The sequence below is a fragment of the Amycolatopsis sp. NPDC028719 genome, assembly GCF_055565395.1.
Window position 1 is genome coordinate 272,387 of the sequence record NZ_JBVHUL010000008.1, and the last position, 14,290, is coordinate 286,676.

Consider the following 14,290-nt stretch of genomic DNA (forward strand, 5'->3'; position numbering starts at 1 on the left):
GCGAACGCCCCGGGCAGCGCGCTGCCCTGGCCGACGATCGAACTGGGGCATGACGGCAAGCACCGGCAGGTGAGCGGCCGGGCGCGGCAAGCCAGGACGCCACAACCACGCATCTCCGGCCCACCGCCGCCAGCCGTCGCTAGTCCACCAAGGCGCCGCAGCTGATGTTCACCGTCGAGGCCGTCATCGTGCGGGCTCGGTCCGAGGCCACGAATGCCGCCACCGCTCCCACGTCGGCCAGGGTTGCCGCTCGGCCGAGCATTGTCTTGCCCGCGATGTTCTCCTCGATCTCCTTGCGGGCTTCGAACTCCGCCGGCAGGGTCTCCGGGATGCCGCCCGTCCGGAGCGTCACCGTCCGGATCCCGCGCGGGCCCAGCTCCGCGGCCAGCTGGCGGCGCATCGCCTCGAGCGCGTGGAACGCCACCTGCAACCCGCCGACCGCGAACTCGCGCACGGGTTCGCCCGCGCCGCCGAAGAAGAGGAGCGCGCCTGATCCCTGCTTCACCATGTGGCGGGCCGCCGCGCGAGCAGTCAGGAACTGGGTTCGGACCGCCGTCAGGACCGGGCGCTCGTAGTCGGCCAGGGACATGTCGATCAGCGGCGTGCCCTGGACGTCGCCGTGGCTGATCAGGTTGAACGAAATGTCCACGCCGCCCTGGGCCGCCACCGCGTCCGCGTGGTCGTCGACCGAACGCGAGTCCAGGGCGTCCACCTCCGCCACCTCGGCCGATCCGCCCGCCGCGCGGATGCGCGTGGCGACCTCCTCCAGCCGGCCGCGCGTGCGGCCCGCGAGGAAGACCCGGGCGCCTTCCTCTGCGAAAGCGCAGGCCACGGCCGTGCCGATGCGGCCTCCGCCGCCGTAGACGATCGCGTTCTTGCCGGCGAGCAACGTCATGGTTCCCTCCGATGTCCGGGTGCTTTCACCGGTGCGTCGAACGGGACCACGTGAATTCGACACTCACGGACGCGGGACGCCCATCGGGTTCGGGACCGGGATCACGCCCGTGTCGATCAGCGCCCGGCTCAGCGGGACGGCCAGCTCCAGCAGCCGCGCCAGACCGGCCGGGCCGAGCGCCTCCAGCGGGGCCGCCGCCAGCCGGTCCGTGTCCTCCTCGATCCGGCGCCGCACCTCCAGACCGGAAACCGTCAGCCGGCCGGACGAATCCAGCAGGCCGCGGGCCACCAAGCGAGAAACCGCAGACTCCCAGTCCGCGTCGGACCAGCCCCGGTGCGGCTGGACGTCGCCGCGAGCGATGACGCCGTCGCCGATGTGGGTCAACGTCGTCTCCAGGCCCGTCAGCCCCGCGTGGACCGCCGCCAGCACGTGACCGTCGCCGCGGTGCTCGCGCAGCACCGTCGCCGCCAGCCACAGCCGGGCGAGCACCCCCGCCGGCCGGGGCACCGCGGCCCACGCCGCCGCCAACGGGCGCCCGTCGAAGCGGCACGCGGAAGCGGCCTGCTCCAGCAGCGACGCCAGTTCGTCGTGCCCCGAAGGCCCCAGCGCACGAGAAAGCGCGGCTTCGACGGCAGAAAGCCGAGAATCGAGCACGTCCGACGGCGAAGCGAACGACCACGCGTCCGGCAGGGCCCGCGCCACCATCGCCGGGGCGAAGCCGAACAGCACGGACGTCGCCGCCGTCGGGCCGATCGGGCCCAGCGGTGCGAGGCGGCCCGCGAAGTACCCCATCCAGTACCCGCGCAGGCCGGCCTCCTTCGCCGCCGCGGCCGTCTCCGGCGCGAAGTAGACGACCGCGTGCAGCGGTTCCACGGCCGCCCACAGCCGCCGGGCCGGTGATCCTGTCATGCCGCCATTCTCACCCCCAGGCGACCGGCAGCTCCCGCACCCCGTAGACCAGCGTGTTGTGCTTGTACGCCAACGACTCCCGCGGCACCGCCAGCCGCAGGTCCGGCACCCGGCGGAACAGCCGCGTCAGCGCTTCCTGCAGCTCGACGCGGGCCAGCTGCTGGCCGATGCACTGGTGCGCACCGAAACCGAACGCGACGTGGGTGCGCGGCGACTCCCGGTGGAAGTCGAGCTTGTCGCCGCCGGGGAACAGCTCTTCGTCGCGGTTGGCCGAGTTCAGCGCCGCCACCAGCCACTCCCCCGCCTTCACCGACCGGGAACCGACCTGCACGTCCGCGGTCGCGTAGCGCAGCACGCCGAACTGGACGACCGACAGGTACCGCAACAGCTCCTCGACCGCCCGGTCCGGCGCGGAAAGCACGACCTCGCGCTGGGCGGGATGGTCCAGCAGCACCAGCGTGCTGAGCGCGATCATGTTCGCCGTCGTCTCGTGGCCCGCCACCAGGAGGCTCAGCCCGAGCACGACGAGCTCTTCCACCGTCAGCGGGTCACCGGATGCGGCACCGCGGGAAATCAGCCTGCTGAACAGGTCGTCCTGCGGATTCCGCCGCTTGTCGTCGAAGAGCTCCGCCAGATAGCCGGAAAGCTCGTCGTACGCCTGCTGCCCTTCCTCGCGCGTGGCGTCGGTGCTGACGAGAAACCCGCTCTGCCGCTGGAACCGCGAACGGTCCGCGTACGGGACGCCCAGCAGCTCGCAGATCACCAGCGACGGGATCGGCAACGCGAAGTCCTCGACCAGATCGGCGCGGCCGGGGCGCGCGAGCATCGCGTCGAGGTGGCTCTCCACCAGTTCCTGGACGTAGCCGCGCATCGCCTCCACGCGCCGCACGGTGAACTCCGCGATCACCATCTTCCGGATGCGGGAGTGGTCGGCGCCGTCGAGCTGGATGATGGAGCCGGGGCTGACCTCCTCGTCGAGGTCGGCGCCCGGGTGGACGTGCACCGAGGACGCGCCGCGCGAGCTCATCGTGCGATCGGCGAGCACCGCGCGGACGTCGCTGTACCGCGTCACCAGCCAGGCGTCCATGCCGGCCGGGCAGCGCACCCGCGACGTCGGCGCGGTTTCCCGCAGCGTGGCGTAGTTTTCGGGCGGGTCGAACGGGCATCCGGCCGGTCGTGCCGTGGGGAGGGCCGGGATTTCGGATGCTGCCGTCACGGCGGATCACACCTCTCTTCCGGTGGGTCAGGTCCTTCCACCATGGAGAGAACCGGTGCCGTCGTGGGACATTCGACCCACTTCCGACCCGGATGGCCTAGCGGGCCCCGTAAGCGCCGCCGTTCACGTGCACGACCTGTCCCGTGACGTGCCCGGCTCCCGGCGAAGCCAGGAACTGCACGGTTTCCGCGACCTCTTCCGGTGCGCCGGCCCGTTTGTTGAGCGCCACGGAGATCCGCGAGCTGAGCCATTCTTCGGTCAGCGTGCCGTGGAAGAACTCCGTGTCGAGGATGACGCCCGGGGCGACGACGTTGGCCGAACCGGTGGCGCCGAGCTGCCGCGCCAGGTCGGTGTTCCACGCTTCGATCGCCGCTTTCGCCGCACCGTAGGAACCGGAGCCCTGCTTCGCCGCGACAGAGCCAAGAGTCACAACCCGCACGTTGTCCGCGAAGCGCGGCTTCAACGCAGTCGTCACGAGAACGGCGGAGACGACGTTCGCGTCGAAGTTCGCGCGCCACGCGTCCGCCACCCCGGCCAGGTCCGTGGGTGCCTCCCGGACGCGATCGGTGTTGCCACCGGCGTTGTTGACCAGGACGTCCACCCGCGCCGGCAGCTCCGCCAGCGCGGCCTGCACCGCCGCCGGGTCGCTCGCGTCGAACGACACCGCCCGCGCGCCGATCCGTTCCGCGGCCGCCTCCAGCACGTCCTTGCGGCGGCCCGTGACGGTGACCCGCTCGCCCGCCGCCGCGAACCGGGCGGCGATCGCCAGCCCGATGCCCGTGCCGCCCCCGGTGACCACGACTTCCCGCTCTTCGCTCATGGCGCCATCTTCGCCGAGGAAAGCCCTTACCCGCTCGACTTTCCCGCCGACCGGAACACGACCTCGCGGACCCGGCCCGAGTTGCCGGATCGGCAACGCGATTTGCTTCTTCGGTCCGGACCTCCGCATGCTGGGGACGTCACCGAGGAGGAACCATGGCGCACACGCACGAGCAGCCGATGACCGTCGAGAACATGCTCAAGCAGGACTTCTGGGAAGCGCTCTACCAGCGCGACGACCAGCAGATCTGGAGCGGGAACGTGAACCGCAACCTCAGCTCCGAGGTCACCGGGCTGGAACCCGGGCGCGCGCTCGACCTCGGCTGCGGCGAGGGCGGCGACGCGATCTGGCTCGCGCAGCACGGCTGGACGGTCGACGGTGCCGACATCTCGACCCTCGCGCTGTCCCGCGCCGAAGCCGCGGGCAAGGAGCGGGGCGTCGACGTCCGGTGGCTGCACCGCGACATCCTCACCTGGCAGCCCGAAGAGACCTACGACCTCATCTCGGCGCAGTACATGCACTTGCCGCCGGACCTGCGGCGCAAGGTCTTCACGGCGGCCGCGGCGGCCGTCCGGCCCGGCGGGTCGCTGCTGGTCGTCGGGCATTCGCCGAAGGCCATGCGCGACTTCGACGGTGAGAGGCCGCCGGAGGAGCTGTTCTTCGAGCCGGAGGAGATCACGACCTACCTCGGCGACGCCTGGGAGTGGATCGTCGAGACCTGCGAGACGCGCGGCGAGGGTCACCACACCGACGCCGTCTACCGCGCGAAGCGGCTCTAACGGGAAACGGGGGCCTCCTCACGCGCCCTCGACGCGTGTGAAGAGGCCCCCGCGGGACTCGATTTTCAGGCGAGCTCGAGGCCGTAGGCCTGCAGCTCCAAGGTGAGCGGGTAGAAGTAGCTGGTCACGGTGTCGCCGCCGGACAGCGTGCCCAGGCCCTTCGAACCGTCGTACGCCGGGCCACCGGAGTCACCGTGGTCGGTGTGCGCGGTGGTGCCGAACTCGTGGTTCAGGACGCCGACGTCGAAGTTGACCGACTCGTCGACCGAGGTGATCTCGCCACTGCCACCCCCGGTGGTCGAGCCCTGCTTCTGCATCTGCTCGCCGACCGTCGGCTCCGCGGCGCTGGTGATCGCCTGGCCGGTGTTGATCTCGCCCGGGCCGGTGCCGTTCGGGCGGGTCAGCAGGCCGGAGTCGGCGTCGGGGCAGTCGCTCTCGACGACCTGCGCGCCGGAGACGTCGCCGCCGGCCCAGGTGCCGCCGAGGTTGGTGCAGTGGCCCGCGGTGAGCAGGAAGGGCTCCCCACCGCGCGTCACGTTGAAGCCGAGCGAGCAGCGGCCCTGGCTGTTCTGGATCGCGTCACCGTCGGCGATGTGCAGCTCGAGCTTGCCGGTGCGGTGCTCGACCCGGACGCTGTCGCCGTACTTCGCGGCGGCCGCGGCGACCTTGTCGGAGGTCTCCTTGCTGGCCGCGTCGTAGATCTTCACCACGACCTGGTTGGTCTTGGTGTCGATGCCCCACGCGGTCTGCGGCACGTTCCGCACCGCGTCCAGCTGGTTCTTGACGCCGGTGAGCGCGGCGAAGGTGTGCTTGACCTTCTTCGCGGTCAGGCCGGCGGCCTGCACCTTCTGGACCGACGCGTCGTCGGTGACGTTCACGACGGCCTTGCCGTTCTCCAGGTAGATGCCACCGGACGTGGCACCCAGGGTGCTCGCCACCTGCGTGGCGTTGCTGACGGCGGTGGCCTGCAGTTCGGAGAAGGCCAGTGGGGACGCAGTGGCCGCCGAGGCGCACACGCCGGACGTCAGCGCGGCGGCCGACAAGACGGCGAAGGTCTTGAGGGCGGTTTTCCGGGGAGTCATCAACTTCCTCCAGGTTGCCGGTTCGAAGCCTGCGCCGGTCACTTTCGTTGCCGAGCAACCAACGCACCACCGACTAAGGTTGGTTAATAACCAGCAGATCCGGACATACCTCTCAACTCAGGCCCGTGACGCTGTCTCGCTCCGCGTAACACTCACCCTTTCGGCCAGCGAACGTGGTCCTCGTAGCCCGGATTCTTCTTCAGGTATCCGGCGATGAAGGGGCAGACCGGCACGATCGTCCGGCCCCGCGCGACGACGTCGTCGAGCGCGCCGGCCGCCAGGGCCTTGCCCAGCCCCTGTCCCGCGAACGCGTCGTCGACTTCAGTGTGGGTGAACACGGTCAGGTCGCCCCGCTGGTCGTAGTACGCGGACCCAGCCAGCTTGTCCCCCGCCCAGACCTCGTAGCGGCTCTCGTCGGGGTTGTCGACCACTCGGGTCTCGGTCATCGGGCTCTCCTCGCCTCGGGTACGTCCTCCATCGTGCGACGGCGGACTGCCGAGCGCCGACCGGCCCGTGCACACCGCTGGGCCGGCCGGGGGATGCGCCCGGCCCGTTCGTGTGCATCCGGCCTGCTTCCCTTGGCGGGCACCGGCCTCGTTTGGTTGCCTCACGGGGTGCCTCAGCAGCCGTTCGTCCTCCCCGAGTTCTACATGCCCTACCCGGCGCGGGTGAACCCGCACCTCGAGCGGGCCCGCGCGCACAGCAAGGCGTGGGCGTACGGGATGGACATGATCGACGTCCCCCAGCACGGCACCGTGATCTGGGACGAGCACGACCTCGATTCCCACGACTACGCCCTGCTCTGCGCCTACACCCACCCCGACGCCGGTGCCGACGAGCTCGACCTGATCACCGACTGGTACGTCTGGGTCTTCTACTTCGACGACCACTTCCTCGAGCTGTACAAGCGCACCGGCGACATCGACAGCGCGCGCACCTACCTCGACCGGCTCGACCTGTTCATGCCCGCCGAAGGCGAGATCACCGCGACGCCGGAGAACCCCGTCGAGCGCGGCCTGACCGACCTGTGGAACCGGACGATCCCGCACCGCTCGGCCGGCTGGCGGCGCCGGTTCGTCGAGAGCACGAAGGCGCTTCTCGAAGAGTCGCTGTGGGAGCTGGCCAACATCAACGAAGGCCGGCTCGCCAACCCCATCGAGTACGTCGAGATGCGGCGGAAGGTCGGCGGCGCGCCGTGGTCGGCGAACCTCGTCGAGCACTCGGTGCACGCCGAGGTGCCGGACGAGATCGCCGCGTCGCGGCCCTTGGAGGTGCTGCGTGACTGCTTCGCCGACAGCGTCCACCTGCGCAACGACCTGTTCTCCTACCAGCGGGAGGTGCAGGACGAGGGCGAGCTGTCCAACGGCGTGCTCGTGTTCGAGAAGTTCCTCGGGCTCACGACGCAGGAGGCGGCCGACGCCGTCAACGACCTCATCACCTCGCGGCTGCACCAGTTCGAGCACACCGCGCTCACCGAGGTGCCCGGGCTGTTCGACGAGCACGGCGTCGACCCGGCCGCCCGCGCGGCGACGTTCGCCTACGTCAAGGGCCTGCAGGACTGGCAGTCCGGCGGGCACGAATGGCACCTGCGGTCCAGCCGGTACATGAACGAAGGAGCGCTGGAAAGCCGCGGCGGTCCGGAACTGGGCGGCGCGACCGGCCTGGGGACGTCGGCGGCGCGCATCTTCGGCTCGGTGCTCGCGACGGCCCCGCAGCGGCTGCGGTCGTTTTCGGCCACGCCGTTCCGGACGGTTTCCCCGCCCCGGCCGTCGATTGCACCGCCGTTCCCGCTGCGGCTGAGCCCGCACCTGGACGCCTGCCGCCGCCGGAACGTGGACTGGGCGCGGCGGACGGGCCTGCTCGACGGCGTGGTGTGGGACGAGCGGCGGCTGCGCGCGGCCGACCTGGCGCTGTGCGCGGCAGGCATCGACCCGGACGCGACGGCGGACGGCCTCGACGTCACCAGCGACTGGCTGACCTGGGGCACGTACGCCGACGACTACTACCCGGTGATGTTCGGCGCGACGCGCGACCTCGCCGGAGCGAAGGCGTGCAACCTGCGGTTGTCGGCGGTCATGGAGGGTTCTTCGACGCCGTCGACGCCGTTGGAAGCGGCGCTGGCCGACGTCTGGGTGCGGACGACGGCGGACATGCCCCCGGAGCACCGGCTCGCGGTGCGGCGGGCGGTCGACAAGATGACGTCGAGCTGGCTCTGGGAGCTGGCGAACCAGGCCCAGAACCGTATCCCGGACCCGATCGACTACGTCGAGATGCGGCGCCGGACGTTCGGCTCGGACCTCACGATGAGCCTGTCGCGGTTCGGGCACGGGCGTGCGGTACCGCCGGAGCTGTACCGGACGCGGCCGGTCCAGGCGATCGAGCACTCGGCGACCGACTACGCGTGCTTCGTGAACGACCTCTACTCGTACCGCAAGGAGATCCAGTACGAAGGCGAGCTGCACAACGCGGTGCTCGTGGTGCGGAACTTCCTCGACTGCCCCGAGGACCGCGCGTTCGAGGTGGTCAACGACCTGACGGCGGCGCGCCTGGCGGAGTTCACGCACGCGGCGACCGTCGAGCTGCCCGCGCTGTTCCGCGACTACGCCGTGGCCCCGGACGTCCAGGAAATGCTGCTGGAGTACGTCGAGGAGTTCCGGAACTGGATGGCGGGGATCGTGAACTGGCACGAGAACGTCGGCCGGTACACGGAGGCGGAGCTGCGGTACCACCCGATGGCGGGAAGCACGTTCGGCGGGCCGACGGGGATCGGGACGTCGTCGCTGCGCATCTCGTCCCTGCTGCCTGCCGGTCGCTGAGGTGCGGGGATCCCCGACGCCGAAGCAGTGCGAAATCGCCCGGCTGCTCCGGGCGGCCGGCCTACCGGACGCGGCGGAGCAGGCCCTCCGCACGGACTTGCGCGCCCGGTGGCGCCGAGCCCGCCGTCGCCTCCGCATCCGGCTCGCGGCGCGCCGGGCCCGGCGCGCTCGAGCCGCCGGTCGCTGAAGGGCGTTGTTCGCGCCACTCCGAGGGGCGATCGTTTCGCGCGAGGGCGATACTCGACAGCGTGAGCGGCTTCAACCTGCGTTTCCTCGGCCATTCGACCGTCCGGCTCGAACTCGCCGGCCGGGTCGTGCTGACCGATCCCGTGCTCACCGCGCGCGTCGGCGGACTGGCCCGCGTCGTGCCGGTACCCGCCCCCGGCGCCTACGCGGACGTCGACCTCGTCCTCCTTTCGCACCTGCACGGCGACCACCTGCACCTGCCTTCGCTCAAGCTGCTCGGCAAGCGCACCCGGATCGTCGTCCCGCGCGGGGCCGGGGCCTGGCTCGCCAAGAAGGGCTTCGAGAACGTCGAGGAGATCGCGCCCGGCGAGACCCTCACCGAGGGCGCGCTGGACATCACCGCCACGAAAGCCGTCCACTCCGGACATCGCTGGGGCCCGCGGCTCACCCACGGCCCCCAGAGTCCCGCGATCGGGCACCTGATCGAAACTCCGGCCACGAAGATCTACAACGCCGGCGACACCGACCTCTTCGACGGCATGGCGGGCTTCGGCCCGGTCGACGTCGCCCTGCTGCCCGTCTGGGGCTGGGGGCCGAACCTCGGGCCGGGTCACCTGGACCCAGCCCGCGCCGCGAAGGCCGCCGCCGTCGTCCAGGCCCGCGCCGCCGTGCCCGTCCACTGGGGCACCCTCGCCGTCCCCGGCCTGAAACGCACCGCCCGGATGCGGCGGCTGCTCGCCGACCCGCCGCGGGAGTTCGCCGCTCACGTGCGCAACACCAAGATCGCCACCGAAGTCCTGTTCACCGAGCCCGGCGCCGACGTCGTCCTCCCGACCGCGACGGACCGCGCGTGAACTGGACCGACCCGGCCGCCATCGGGTACCCGGCGCTGTTCGGCGGTGTGCTGCTCGGCTCGGTCATCCCGATCGTGCCCACCGGCGCGGTGGTCGGCGCCGCGGCCGCCGTCGCGACCACCACCGACCACCTGTCCCTGCCGCTGGTCCTCGTCCTGGCCACGCTCGGGGCGTACCTCGGCGACGTCGTGACGTTCGGGATCCCGCGCCTCGGCAGCGAAGCCGCGTTCCGCTGGATCAGCCGCCGCCAGCCCGCCGAACGGCTCGAGAAGGCCCGCGACCAGTTCGCCCGCCGCGGCTGGCAGCTCGTCGTGATCGGCAGGCTCGTCCCGGCCGGCCGGATCCCGGTGCTGCTCGCGGCCGCCGCGCTGAGCTACCCGTGGCGGCGCCTGCTGCCCGCCGCGCTGCTCGCGTGCGTGCTCTGGGCGACCGCGTACAGCTTGCTCGGCATCCTCAGCGGCGGCATCTTCGACTCGCCGATCATCGCGACGGTCCTGGCGACGGTCCTGGTCCTGCTCGTCACCGTACTGATGAACCTGATCGCCCGGTGGCGGCGCAAGGCCAAGGAGAAGACGGGGGAGCGAGTGTGACGACGTCCGCGCCGAAGGGCCGGCTCCTGCGCGGCGGCCGGGCCGTCGCCCGCGTTCTGCTGGTGTGGGCCGCGGTGACCGGCGCACTGCGCCTGCTCGACGTCCTCCTGCCCGGCTTCCGGATGACGCACTGGTGGCAGCCGACCGTCTGCGCGCTGCTGCTCGGCCTGCTGGCCGGCGTCGGCTGGCCGCTGGTCATGCGCATCGCCTACCCGCTGGCGTTCTTCACCTTCGGCCTCTTCGGCTTCCTGCTGCTCGGCGCGGGCACCCTGGCCGTGTTCCACACGGTGCCCGGCGTGGAGCTGGTCGGCTTCCGGACGGCGGTGATCGTCACCGTCGCCATGGCCGGGGTCGGGGCGCTCATCTCGGCCGGGCTGGCCATCGACGAGGACGAGATCTTCTTCCGCCGCGCGAACCGCCGCCGCCGTCGCCACGCCGCCGCGCCCGGCGACGCCGACCAGCCGGCCGGTGTCGTCTTCCTGCAGATCGACGGCCTCGGGTTCGACACCGTCCGCCGCGCGATCCGCGACGGCGACATGCCGACGTTCGCCGCCTGGCTCTCCGAAGGCAGCCACACGCTGACGCCGTGGCACACCGACTGGAGCTCGCAGACCGGGGCGAGCGTCTGCGGCATCCTGCACGGCTCCAACCACGACATCCTCGGTTTCCGCTGGTACGAAAAGGATCGCGACCACGTGATGGCGTGCGCGCACCCGACCGACGCGGCCGAGATCGAGCGGCGCCACTCCGACGGGGGCGGCCTGCTGTCGGGCGACGGCGCGAGCCGCGGCAACCTCTTCTCCGGCGACGCCGGCCACGTCAGCCTCACCATGAGCTCGATCCCGGTGCTGGTGCCGAAAGGCCTGCGCCACCGCCAGCGCGATCGGCTCGGCGCGGGCTACTACGCCTACTTCGCGAACCCCATCAACGCACTGCGGACGTTCGTCGTCGCGCTCGCCGACGTCTTCCGCGAGATCAGCGCGTCGGTCCGCCAGCGCCGCGCCGGCGTCGTACCGCGGGTCTCGCGTGGCGGCTGGTACCCGCTGGCCCGGCCGGGCACCACGGTGATCGCGCGCGACGTCGTCGTGTCGGCGATCCTCGGCGACATGCTGGCCGGGCGGCCGGTGGTGTACGCGGACTTCCTCGGCTACGACGAGGTCGCGCACCACTCCGGCATCGAGCGGTTCGACACGCTGTCGGTGCTGCGCTCGATCGACCAGCAGATCGCGCGGCTGCACCGGGCGAGCCGGCTGGCGCCGCGCCGCTACCACGTCGTGGCGCTGTCGGACCACGGCCAGACGCAGGGGCAGGCCTTCTCACAGCGGTTCGGCGAGACGATCGAGGCGTACGTCGGACGGATGTGCGGCGGCTCGCCGTCGCCCGCCGCGGGCAAGCGGCGGCAGGCCGAGAGCTGGCAGATCAACGCCGCGCTGGCGGAGGCGACGAAGAGCGGCGGCCTGATCGCACGCCGGCTGCGCGCCCGGGTGGAGGACGCGGAGTGCGCCGAAAACCGGCCGCGCACGACGTCCGGCTCGCCGGGCGCGGTGACCCGCGTGGCGCCGGGCGTGGTGGTGGTCGTGTCCGGACACGTCGCGATGGTGTCGTTCACCGAGCACGAGGGCCGCGTCGAGCTGGAGACGATCGAGCGCGAGTTCCCCGACCTGCTGCCGTCGCTGGTGGATCATCCGGGCGTCGGGTTCCTGCTGGTGCGCAGCCGCGAGTTCGGCCCGGTGGTCCTGGGCCGCGACGGCCTCCACCGGCTGGCGACGGGCGTCGTCATCGGCGAGGACCCGCTGCTGCCGTACGGCCCGCACGCGGCGGACCTGACCCGCCGGGTCGACACGTTCCCGCACTGCGCGGACGTGATGATCAACAGCCGCTACGACCCGGACTCGGACCAGGCGTCGCCGTTCGAGACGCACGTCGGCTCGCACGGCGGGCTGGGCGGGCCGCAGCAGCGGGGGTTCGTGGTGCACCCGCGGGAGCTGCCGCCGCTCGGCGAGGTCGTCGGGGCGGAGGCGCTGCACCGGGTGTTCCGCGGCTGGCTGACCGAGCTGGGGCACCCTTTGCCCGTTCCCGACGCTGTTTCGGAGGTTGTTTCGTGAGTTTGACGGTGTACGGCGCTTCCTGGTGCCCGGACGTGAAGCGCAGCCGGGCCTTGCTCGACCGCGAGGGCGTCGAATACTCCTATGTGGACGTAGAGGCCGACGCGGACGCCGAGCGCCGGGTCCGCGAGCTGCAGGACGGCGCGCGCCGGATCCCCACCATCGTTTGGGACGACGGCACGTTCCTGGTCGAGCCGTCCGACGACGAGCTGAGCGCGCGGCTGTGAAGCTGTTGCGGGAACTGCCGCTCGGGACGCGGGTCGTCGTCCGATATCGGATCGAAGGCGGGTTCACCGACGCTCTCGGGAACCTCGTGGCCCGCGACGAAACCACGTGCACGGTCGACACCCGGCGCGGCCAGGTCGTCGTCGACTTCTCCGCGGTCGCCCTGGCCAAGCCGGTGCCACCGCCGCCGGAGCGGAAATCGGGTGGCGGGCCGCCGGCGGCCCTGTGACCATCGGGGCATGTTCGACGAACTGGTCGCCGAAGCCGCCGCGGTGTCCGTCGACGGCTGGGACTTCTCCTGGCTCGACGGCCGCGCCACCGAACAGCGGCCGTCCTGGGGTTACCAGCGGCTGCTGGGCGAACGGCTCGCGGGCGTTCACGCCGCGCTCGATCTGGAGACCGGTGGCGGTGAAGTCCTCGACGGCTGCCCGTCCTTGCCAACGCTGATGGCGGCGACCGAATCGTGGCCGCCGAACGTCGCCCGGGCGTCGGCGCGGTTGCGTCCGCGCGGGGTCGTCGTCGTGGCCACCGAGGGAATCCCCTTCGGCGACGACGTGTTCGACCTCGTCTCCAGCCGCCACCCCGTGACGACGGACTGGGCCGGGATCGCCCGGGCGCTGCGGCCGGGCGGGGCGTACTTCTCCCAGCAGGTCGGGCCGGCGAGCGTGTTCGAGCTGGTCGAGTTCTTCCTCGGCCCGCAGCCGGCGGAAACCAGGAACAGCCGCCATCCGGACCACGCCGTGAAGGCGGCTTCGGAAGCGGGCCTCGAGGTGACGGACCTGCGGTCGGAGTCCCTGCGCACCGAGTTCTCCGACATCGGCGCGGTGGTCTACTTCCTGCGCAAGGTGATCTGGATGGTCCCGGGCTTCACGGTCGAGCAGTACCGGGGCAAGCTCCGGGAGCTGCACGAGAAGATCGAGCGCGACGGCCCCTTCATCGCCCACACGACCCGGTTCCTCATCGAGGCCCGGAAGCCTTGACGATCGCCGCCTCGACGCCGTCCAGCAGCAGCTCCAGCCCCGCTTCGAACGACAGCCGCGCCTCGCGCTCCAAGTAAGGCTCGTCGCCGGAAGCGGCCTCCACCGACGCGCCGAGCCGGGACACCGTCGGGAAACGCGCCGTCAGGTCCGGCACCAGTTCCCCGAGCAACGCCGACCGCGCCCCCCACCAGTCCTCTTCGGACAGTCCGGTCTCGCGCGCCGCCTGGCGGGACTCCGCCGCCGCCTGGACCGAGCCGCGGACGATGTTGAACAGTGCCGACACCACCCACCGGACGCGGGCCAGGGGGAGCCCGGTCGAGGCCAGGACGGAAAGCAGCGTCTCCTGCACGTGGAACTCCCCCGGCCCGAGCACCGGGCGGGCCGGCGAGACCTGCAGGAGCCACGGGTGCCGCAGGTGCAGGTTCCACAGCTCATCGGCCAGCGAGAAAGCCGCCGCACGCCATCCGTCGGTCACCGGGTACGACGACGGCAGCTCCCCCAGCGTGCGGTCGTACATGAGGTCGACCAGCTCGGTCTTGCCCGGCACGTACGTGTAGAGCGCCATCGCCGTGCGGCCGAGGCGTTCCCCGACCGCGCGCATCGACAGCGACGCCATGCCTTCGGCGTCGGCGATGTCGATCGCCGCCGCGACGATCGCCTCGACGGACAGGCCCGGCTTCGGCCCCGGGCCCGTGCGTGGCGCGACCACGCGCGGCCCCCACAGCAGTTCCATGGACCGCCGGGCGTCGCCCTGACCCGCGAAGACGACCACCTTGCCGACTCCTTACACCCTAAAGTATTGTACGATCGAGAATCACTTTACAGCCTAAACT

15 protein-coding genes are annotated in these 14,290 nt (G+C 71.6%); 8 read left to right on the plus strand and 7 right to left on the minus strand.

The genetic code is table 11. The features are described from left to right. Positions 1 to 139 precede the first annotated feature (139 nt). The 4 genes from ACZ4TR_RS33915 to ACZ4TR_RS33930 form a co-directional block, all read right to left on the minus strand. Positions 140 to 895, minus strand: coding sequence for an SDR family NAD(P)-dependent oxidoreductase (locus tag ACZ4TR_RS33915; protein ID WP_465291800.1), 756 nt, complete (start codon positions 893 to 895; stop codon positions 140 to 142). A gap of 63 nt (positions 896 to 958) precedes the next feature. Then, positions 959 to 1,804, minus strand: a complete 846-nt coding sequence (locus tag ACZ4TR_RS33920) for an SCO6745 family protein (RefSeq protein ID WP_465291802.1) — start codon at positions 1,802 to 1,804, stop codon at positions 959 to 961. 10 nt (positions 1,805 to 1,814) lie between these two features. Further along, entirely contained in the window at positions 1,815 to 3,020 is a 1,206-nt protein-coding gene (locus ACZ4TR_RS33925) for a cytochrome P450 (RefSeq protein WP_465291804.1), read from the minus strand. A 97-nt stretch (positions 3,021 to 3,117) separates the two neighbouring features. Then, positions 3,118 to 3,840 (minus strand): SDR family oxidoreductase, encoded by a 723-nt coding sequence (locus tag ACZ4TR_RS33930; RefSeq protein WP_465291806.1) that lies wholly within the window; start codon positions 3,838 to 3,840, stop codon positions 3,118 to 3,120. Between the two features lie 155 nt (positions 3,841 to 3,995). Between ACZ4TR_RS33930 and ACZ4TR_RS33935 the strand changes: the two genes are divergently transcribed. After that, positions 3,996 to 4,619: an SAM-dependent methyltransferase gene (locus tag ACZ4TR_RS33935; RefSeq protein ID WP_465291807.1), complete on the plus strand. Its 624-nt coding sequence runs from the start codon at positions 3,996 to 3,998 to the stop codon at positions 4,617 to 4,619. A 65-nt stretch (positions 4,620 to 4,684) separates the two neighbouring features. Here the strand turns inward: ACZ4TR_RS33935 and ACZ4TR_RS33940 are convergent, their stop codons facing one another. Together ACZ4TR_RS33940 and ACZ4TR_RS33945 are read right to left on the minus strand one after the other, a co-directional pair. Continuing rightward, entirely contained in the window at positions 4,685 to 5,701 is a 1,017-nt protein-coding gene (locus tag ACZ4TR_RS33940; protein ID WP_465291809.1) for a S1 family peptidase, read from the minus strand. Positions 5,702 to 5,853: 152 nt separating this feature from the next. Further along, positions 5,854 to 6,147: a GNAT family N-acetyltransferase gene (locus ACZ4TR_RS33945; protein WP_364520966.1), complete on the minus strand. Its 294-nt coding sequence runs from the start codon at positions 6,145 to 6,147 to the stop codon at positions 5,854 to 5,856. A 204-nt stretch (positions 6,148 to 6,351) separates the two neighbouring features. Between ACZ4TR_RS33945 and ACZ4TR_RS33950 the strand changes: the two genes are divergently transcribed. From ACZ4TR_RS33950 to ACZ4TR_RS33980, 7 genes are all read left to right on the plus strand, one after another. Then, positions 6,352 to 8,517, plus strand: coding sequence for a terpene synthase family protein (locus ACZ4TR_RS33950; RefSeq protein ID WP_465292010.1), 2,166 nt, complete (start codon positions 6,352 to 6,354; stop codon positions 8,515 to 8,517). A 248-nt stretch (positions 8,518 to 8,765) separates the two neighbouring features. Beyond that, positions 8,766 to 9,557 carry an MBL fold metallo-hydrolase gene (locus ACZ4TR_RS33955; RefSeq protein WP_465291811.1) on the plus strand — a complete coding sequence of 264 codons (792 nt, stop codon included), beginning with the start codon at positions 8,766 to 8,768 and terminating at the stop codon, positions 9,555 to 9,557. Beyond that, positions 9,554 to 10,147 (plus strand): DedA family protein, encoded by a 594-nt coding sequence (locus ACZ4TR_RS33960; RefSeq protein WP_465291813.1) that lies wholly within the window; start codon positions 9,554 to 9,556, stop codon positions 10,145 to 10,147. Before ACZ4TR_RS33955 ends, ACZ4TR_RS33960 begins: the two co-directional genes overlap by 4 nt. Then, positions 10,144 to 12,252: a phage holin family protein gene (locus tag ACZ4TR_RS33965; protein ID WP_465291815.1), complete on the plus strand. Its 2,109-nt coding sequence runs from the start codon at positions 10,144 to 10,146 to the stop codon at positions 12,250 to 12,252. Before ACZ4TR_RS33960 ends, ACZ4TR_RS33965 begins: the two co-directional genes overlap by 4 nt. After that, positions 12,249 to 12,479, plus strand: a complete 231-nt coding sequence (locus tag ACZ4TR_RS33970; protein WP_364520962.1) for a glutaredoxin family protein — start codon at positions 12,249 to 12,251, stop codon at positions 12,477 to 12,479. Before ACZ4TR_RS33965 ends, ACZ4TR_RS33970 begins: the two co-directional genes overlap by 4 nt. After that, positions 12,476 to 12,706 (plus strand): putative acetyltransferase, encoded by a 231-nt coding sequence (locus ACZ4TR_RS33975; RefSeq protein ID WP_465291817.1) that lies wholly within the window; start codon positions 12,476 to 12,478, stop codon positions 12,704 to 12,706. The genes ACZ4TR_RS33970 and ACZ4TR_RS33975 overlap by 4 nt, the downstream gene beginning before the upstream one ends. A 10-nt stretch (positions 12,707 to 12,716) precedes the next feature. Further along, entirely contained in the window at positions 12,717 to 13,457 is a 741-nt protein-coding gene (locus tag ACZ4TR_RS33980; RefSeq protein WP_465291818.1) for an SAM-dependent methyltransferase, read from the plus strand. On the opposite strand, the gene ACZ4TR_RS33985 is transcribed toward ACZ4TR_RS33980, so the two are convergent. Next, on the minus strand, positions 13,435 to 14,229 hold the full coding sequence (locus tag ACZ4TR_RS33985; RefSeq protein WP_465291819.1) for a TetR/AcrR family transcriptional regulator: 795 nt from the start codon (positions 14,227 to 14,229) through the stop codon (positions 13,435 to 13,437). The two genes, ACZ4TR_RS33980 and ACZ4TR_RS33985, sit on opposite strands and share 23 nt — an antisense overlap. Between the last annotated feature and the right edge of the window lie 61 nt (positions 14,230 to 14,290).

What these genes read in the sequence shown, in the direction of transcription:
- ACZ4TR_RS33915 (WP_465291800.1), bottom strand. Translation starts at nt 895, where the DNA reads ATGACGTTGCTCGCCGGCAAGAACGCGATCGTCTACGGCGGCGGAGGC.
- ACZ4TR_RS33920 (WP_465291802.1), bottom strand. Translation starts at nt 1,804, where the DNA reads ATGACAGGATCACCGGCCCGGCGGCTGTGGGCGGCCGTGGAACCGCTG.
- ACZ4TR_RS33930 (WP_465291806.1), bottom strand. Translation starts at nt 3,840, where the DNA reads ATGAGCGAAGAGCGGGAAGTCGTGGTCACCGGGGGCGGCACGGGCATC.
- ACZ4TR_RS33935 (WP_465291807.1), top strand. Translation starts at nt 3,996, where the DNA reads ATGGCGCACACGCACGAGCAGCCGATGACCGTCGAGAACATGCTCAAG.
- ACZ4TR_RS33940 (WP_465291809.1), bottom strand. Translation starts at nt 5,701, where the DNA reads ATGACTCCCCGGAAAACCGCCCTCAAGACCTTCGCCGTCTTGTCGGCC.
- ACZ4TR_RS33945 (WP_364520966.1), bottom strand. Translation starts at nt 6,147, where the DNA reads ATGACCGAGACCCGAGTGGTCGACAACCCCGACGAGAGCCGCTACGAG.
- ACZ4TR_RS33950 (WP_465292010.1), top strand. Translation starts at nt 6,352, where the DNA reads ATGCCCTACCCGGCGCGGGTGAACCCGCACCTCGAGCGGGCCCGCGCG.
- ACZ4TR_RS33980 (WP_465291818.1), top strand. Translation starts at nt 12,717, where the DNA reads ATGTTCGACGAACTGGTCGCCGAAGCCGCCGCGGTGTCCGTCGACGGC.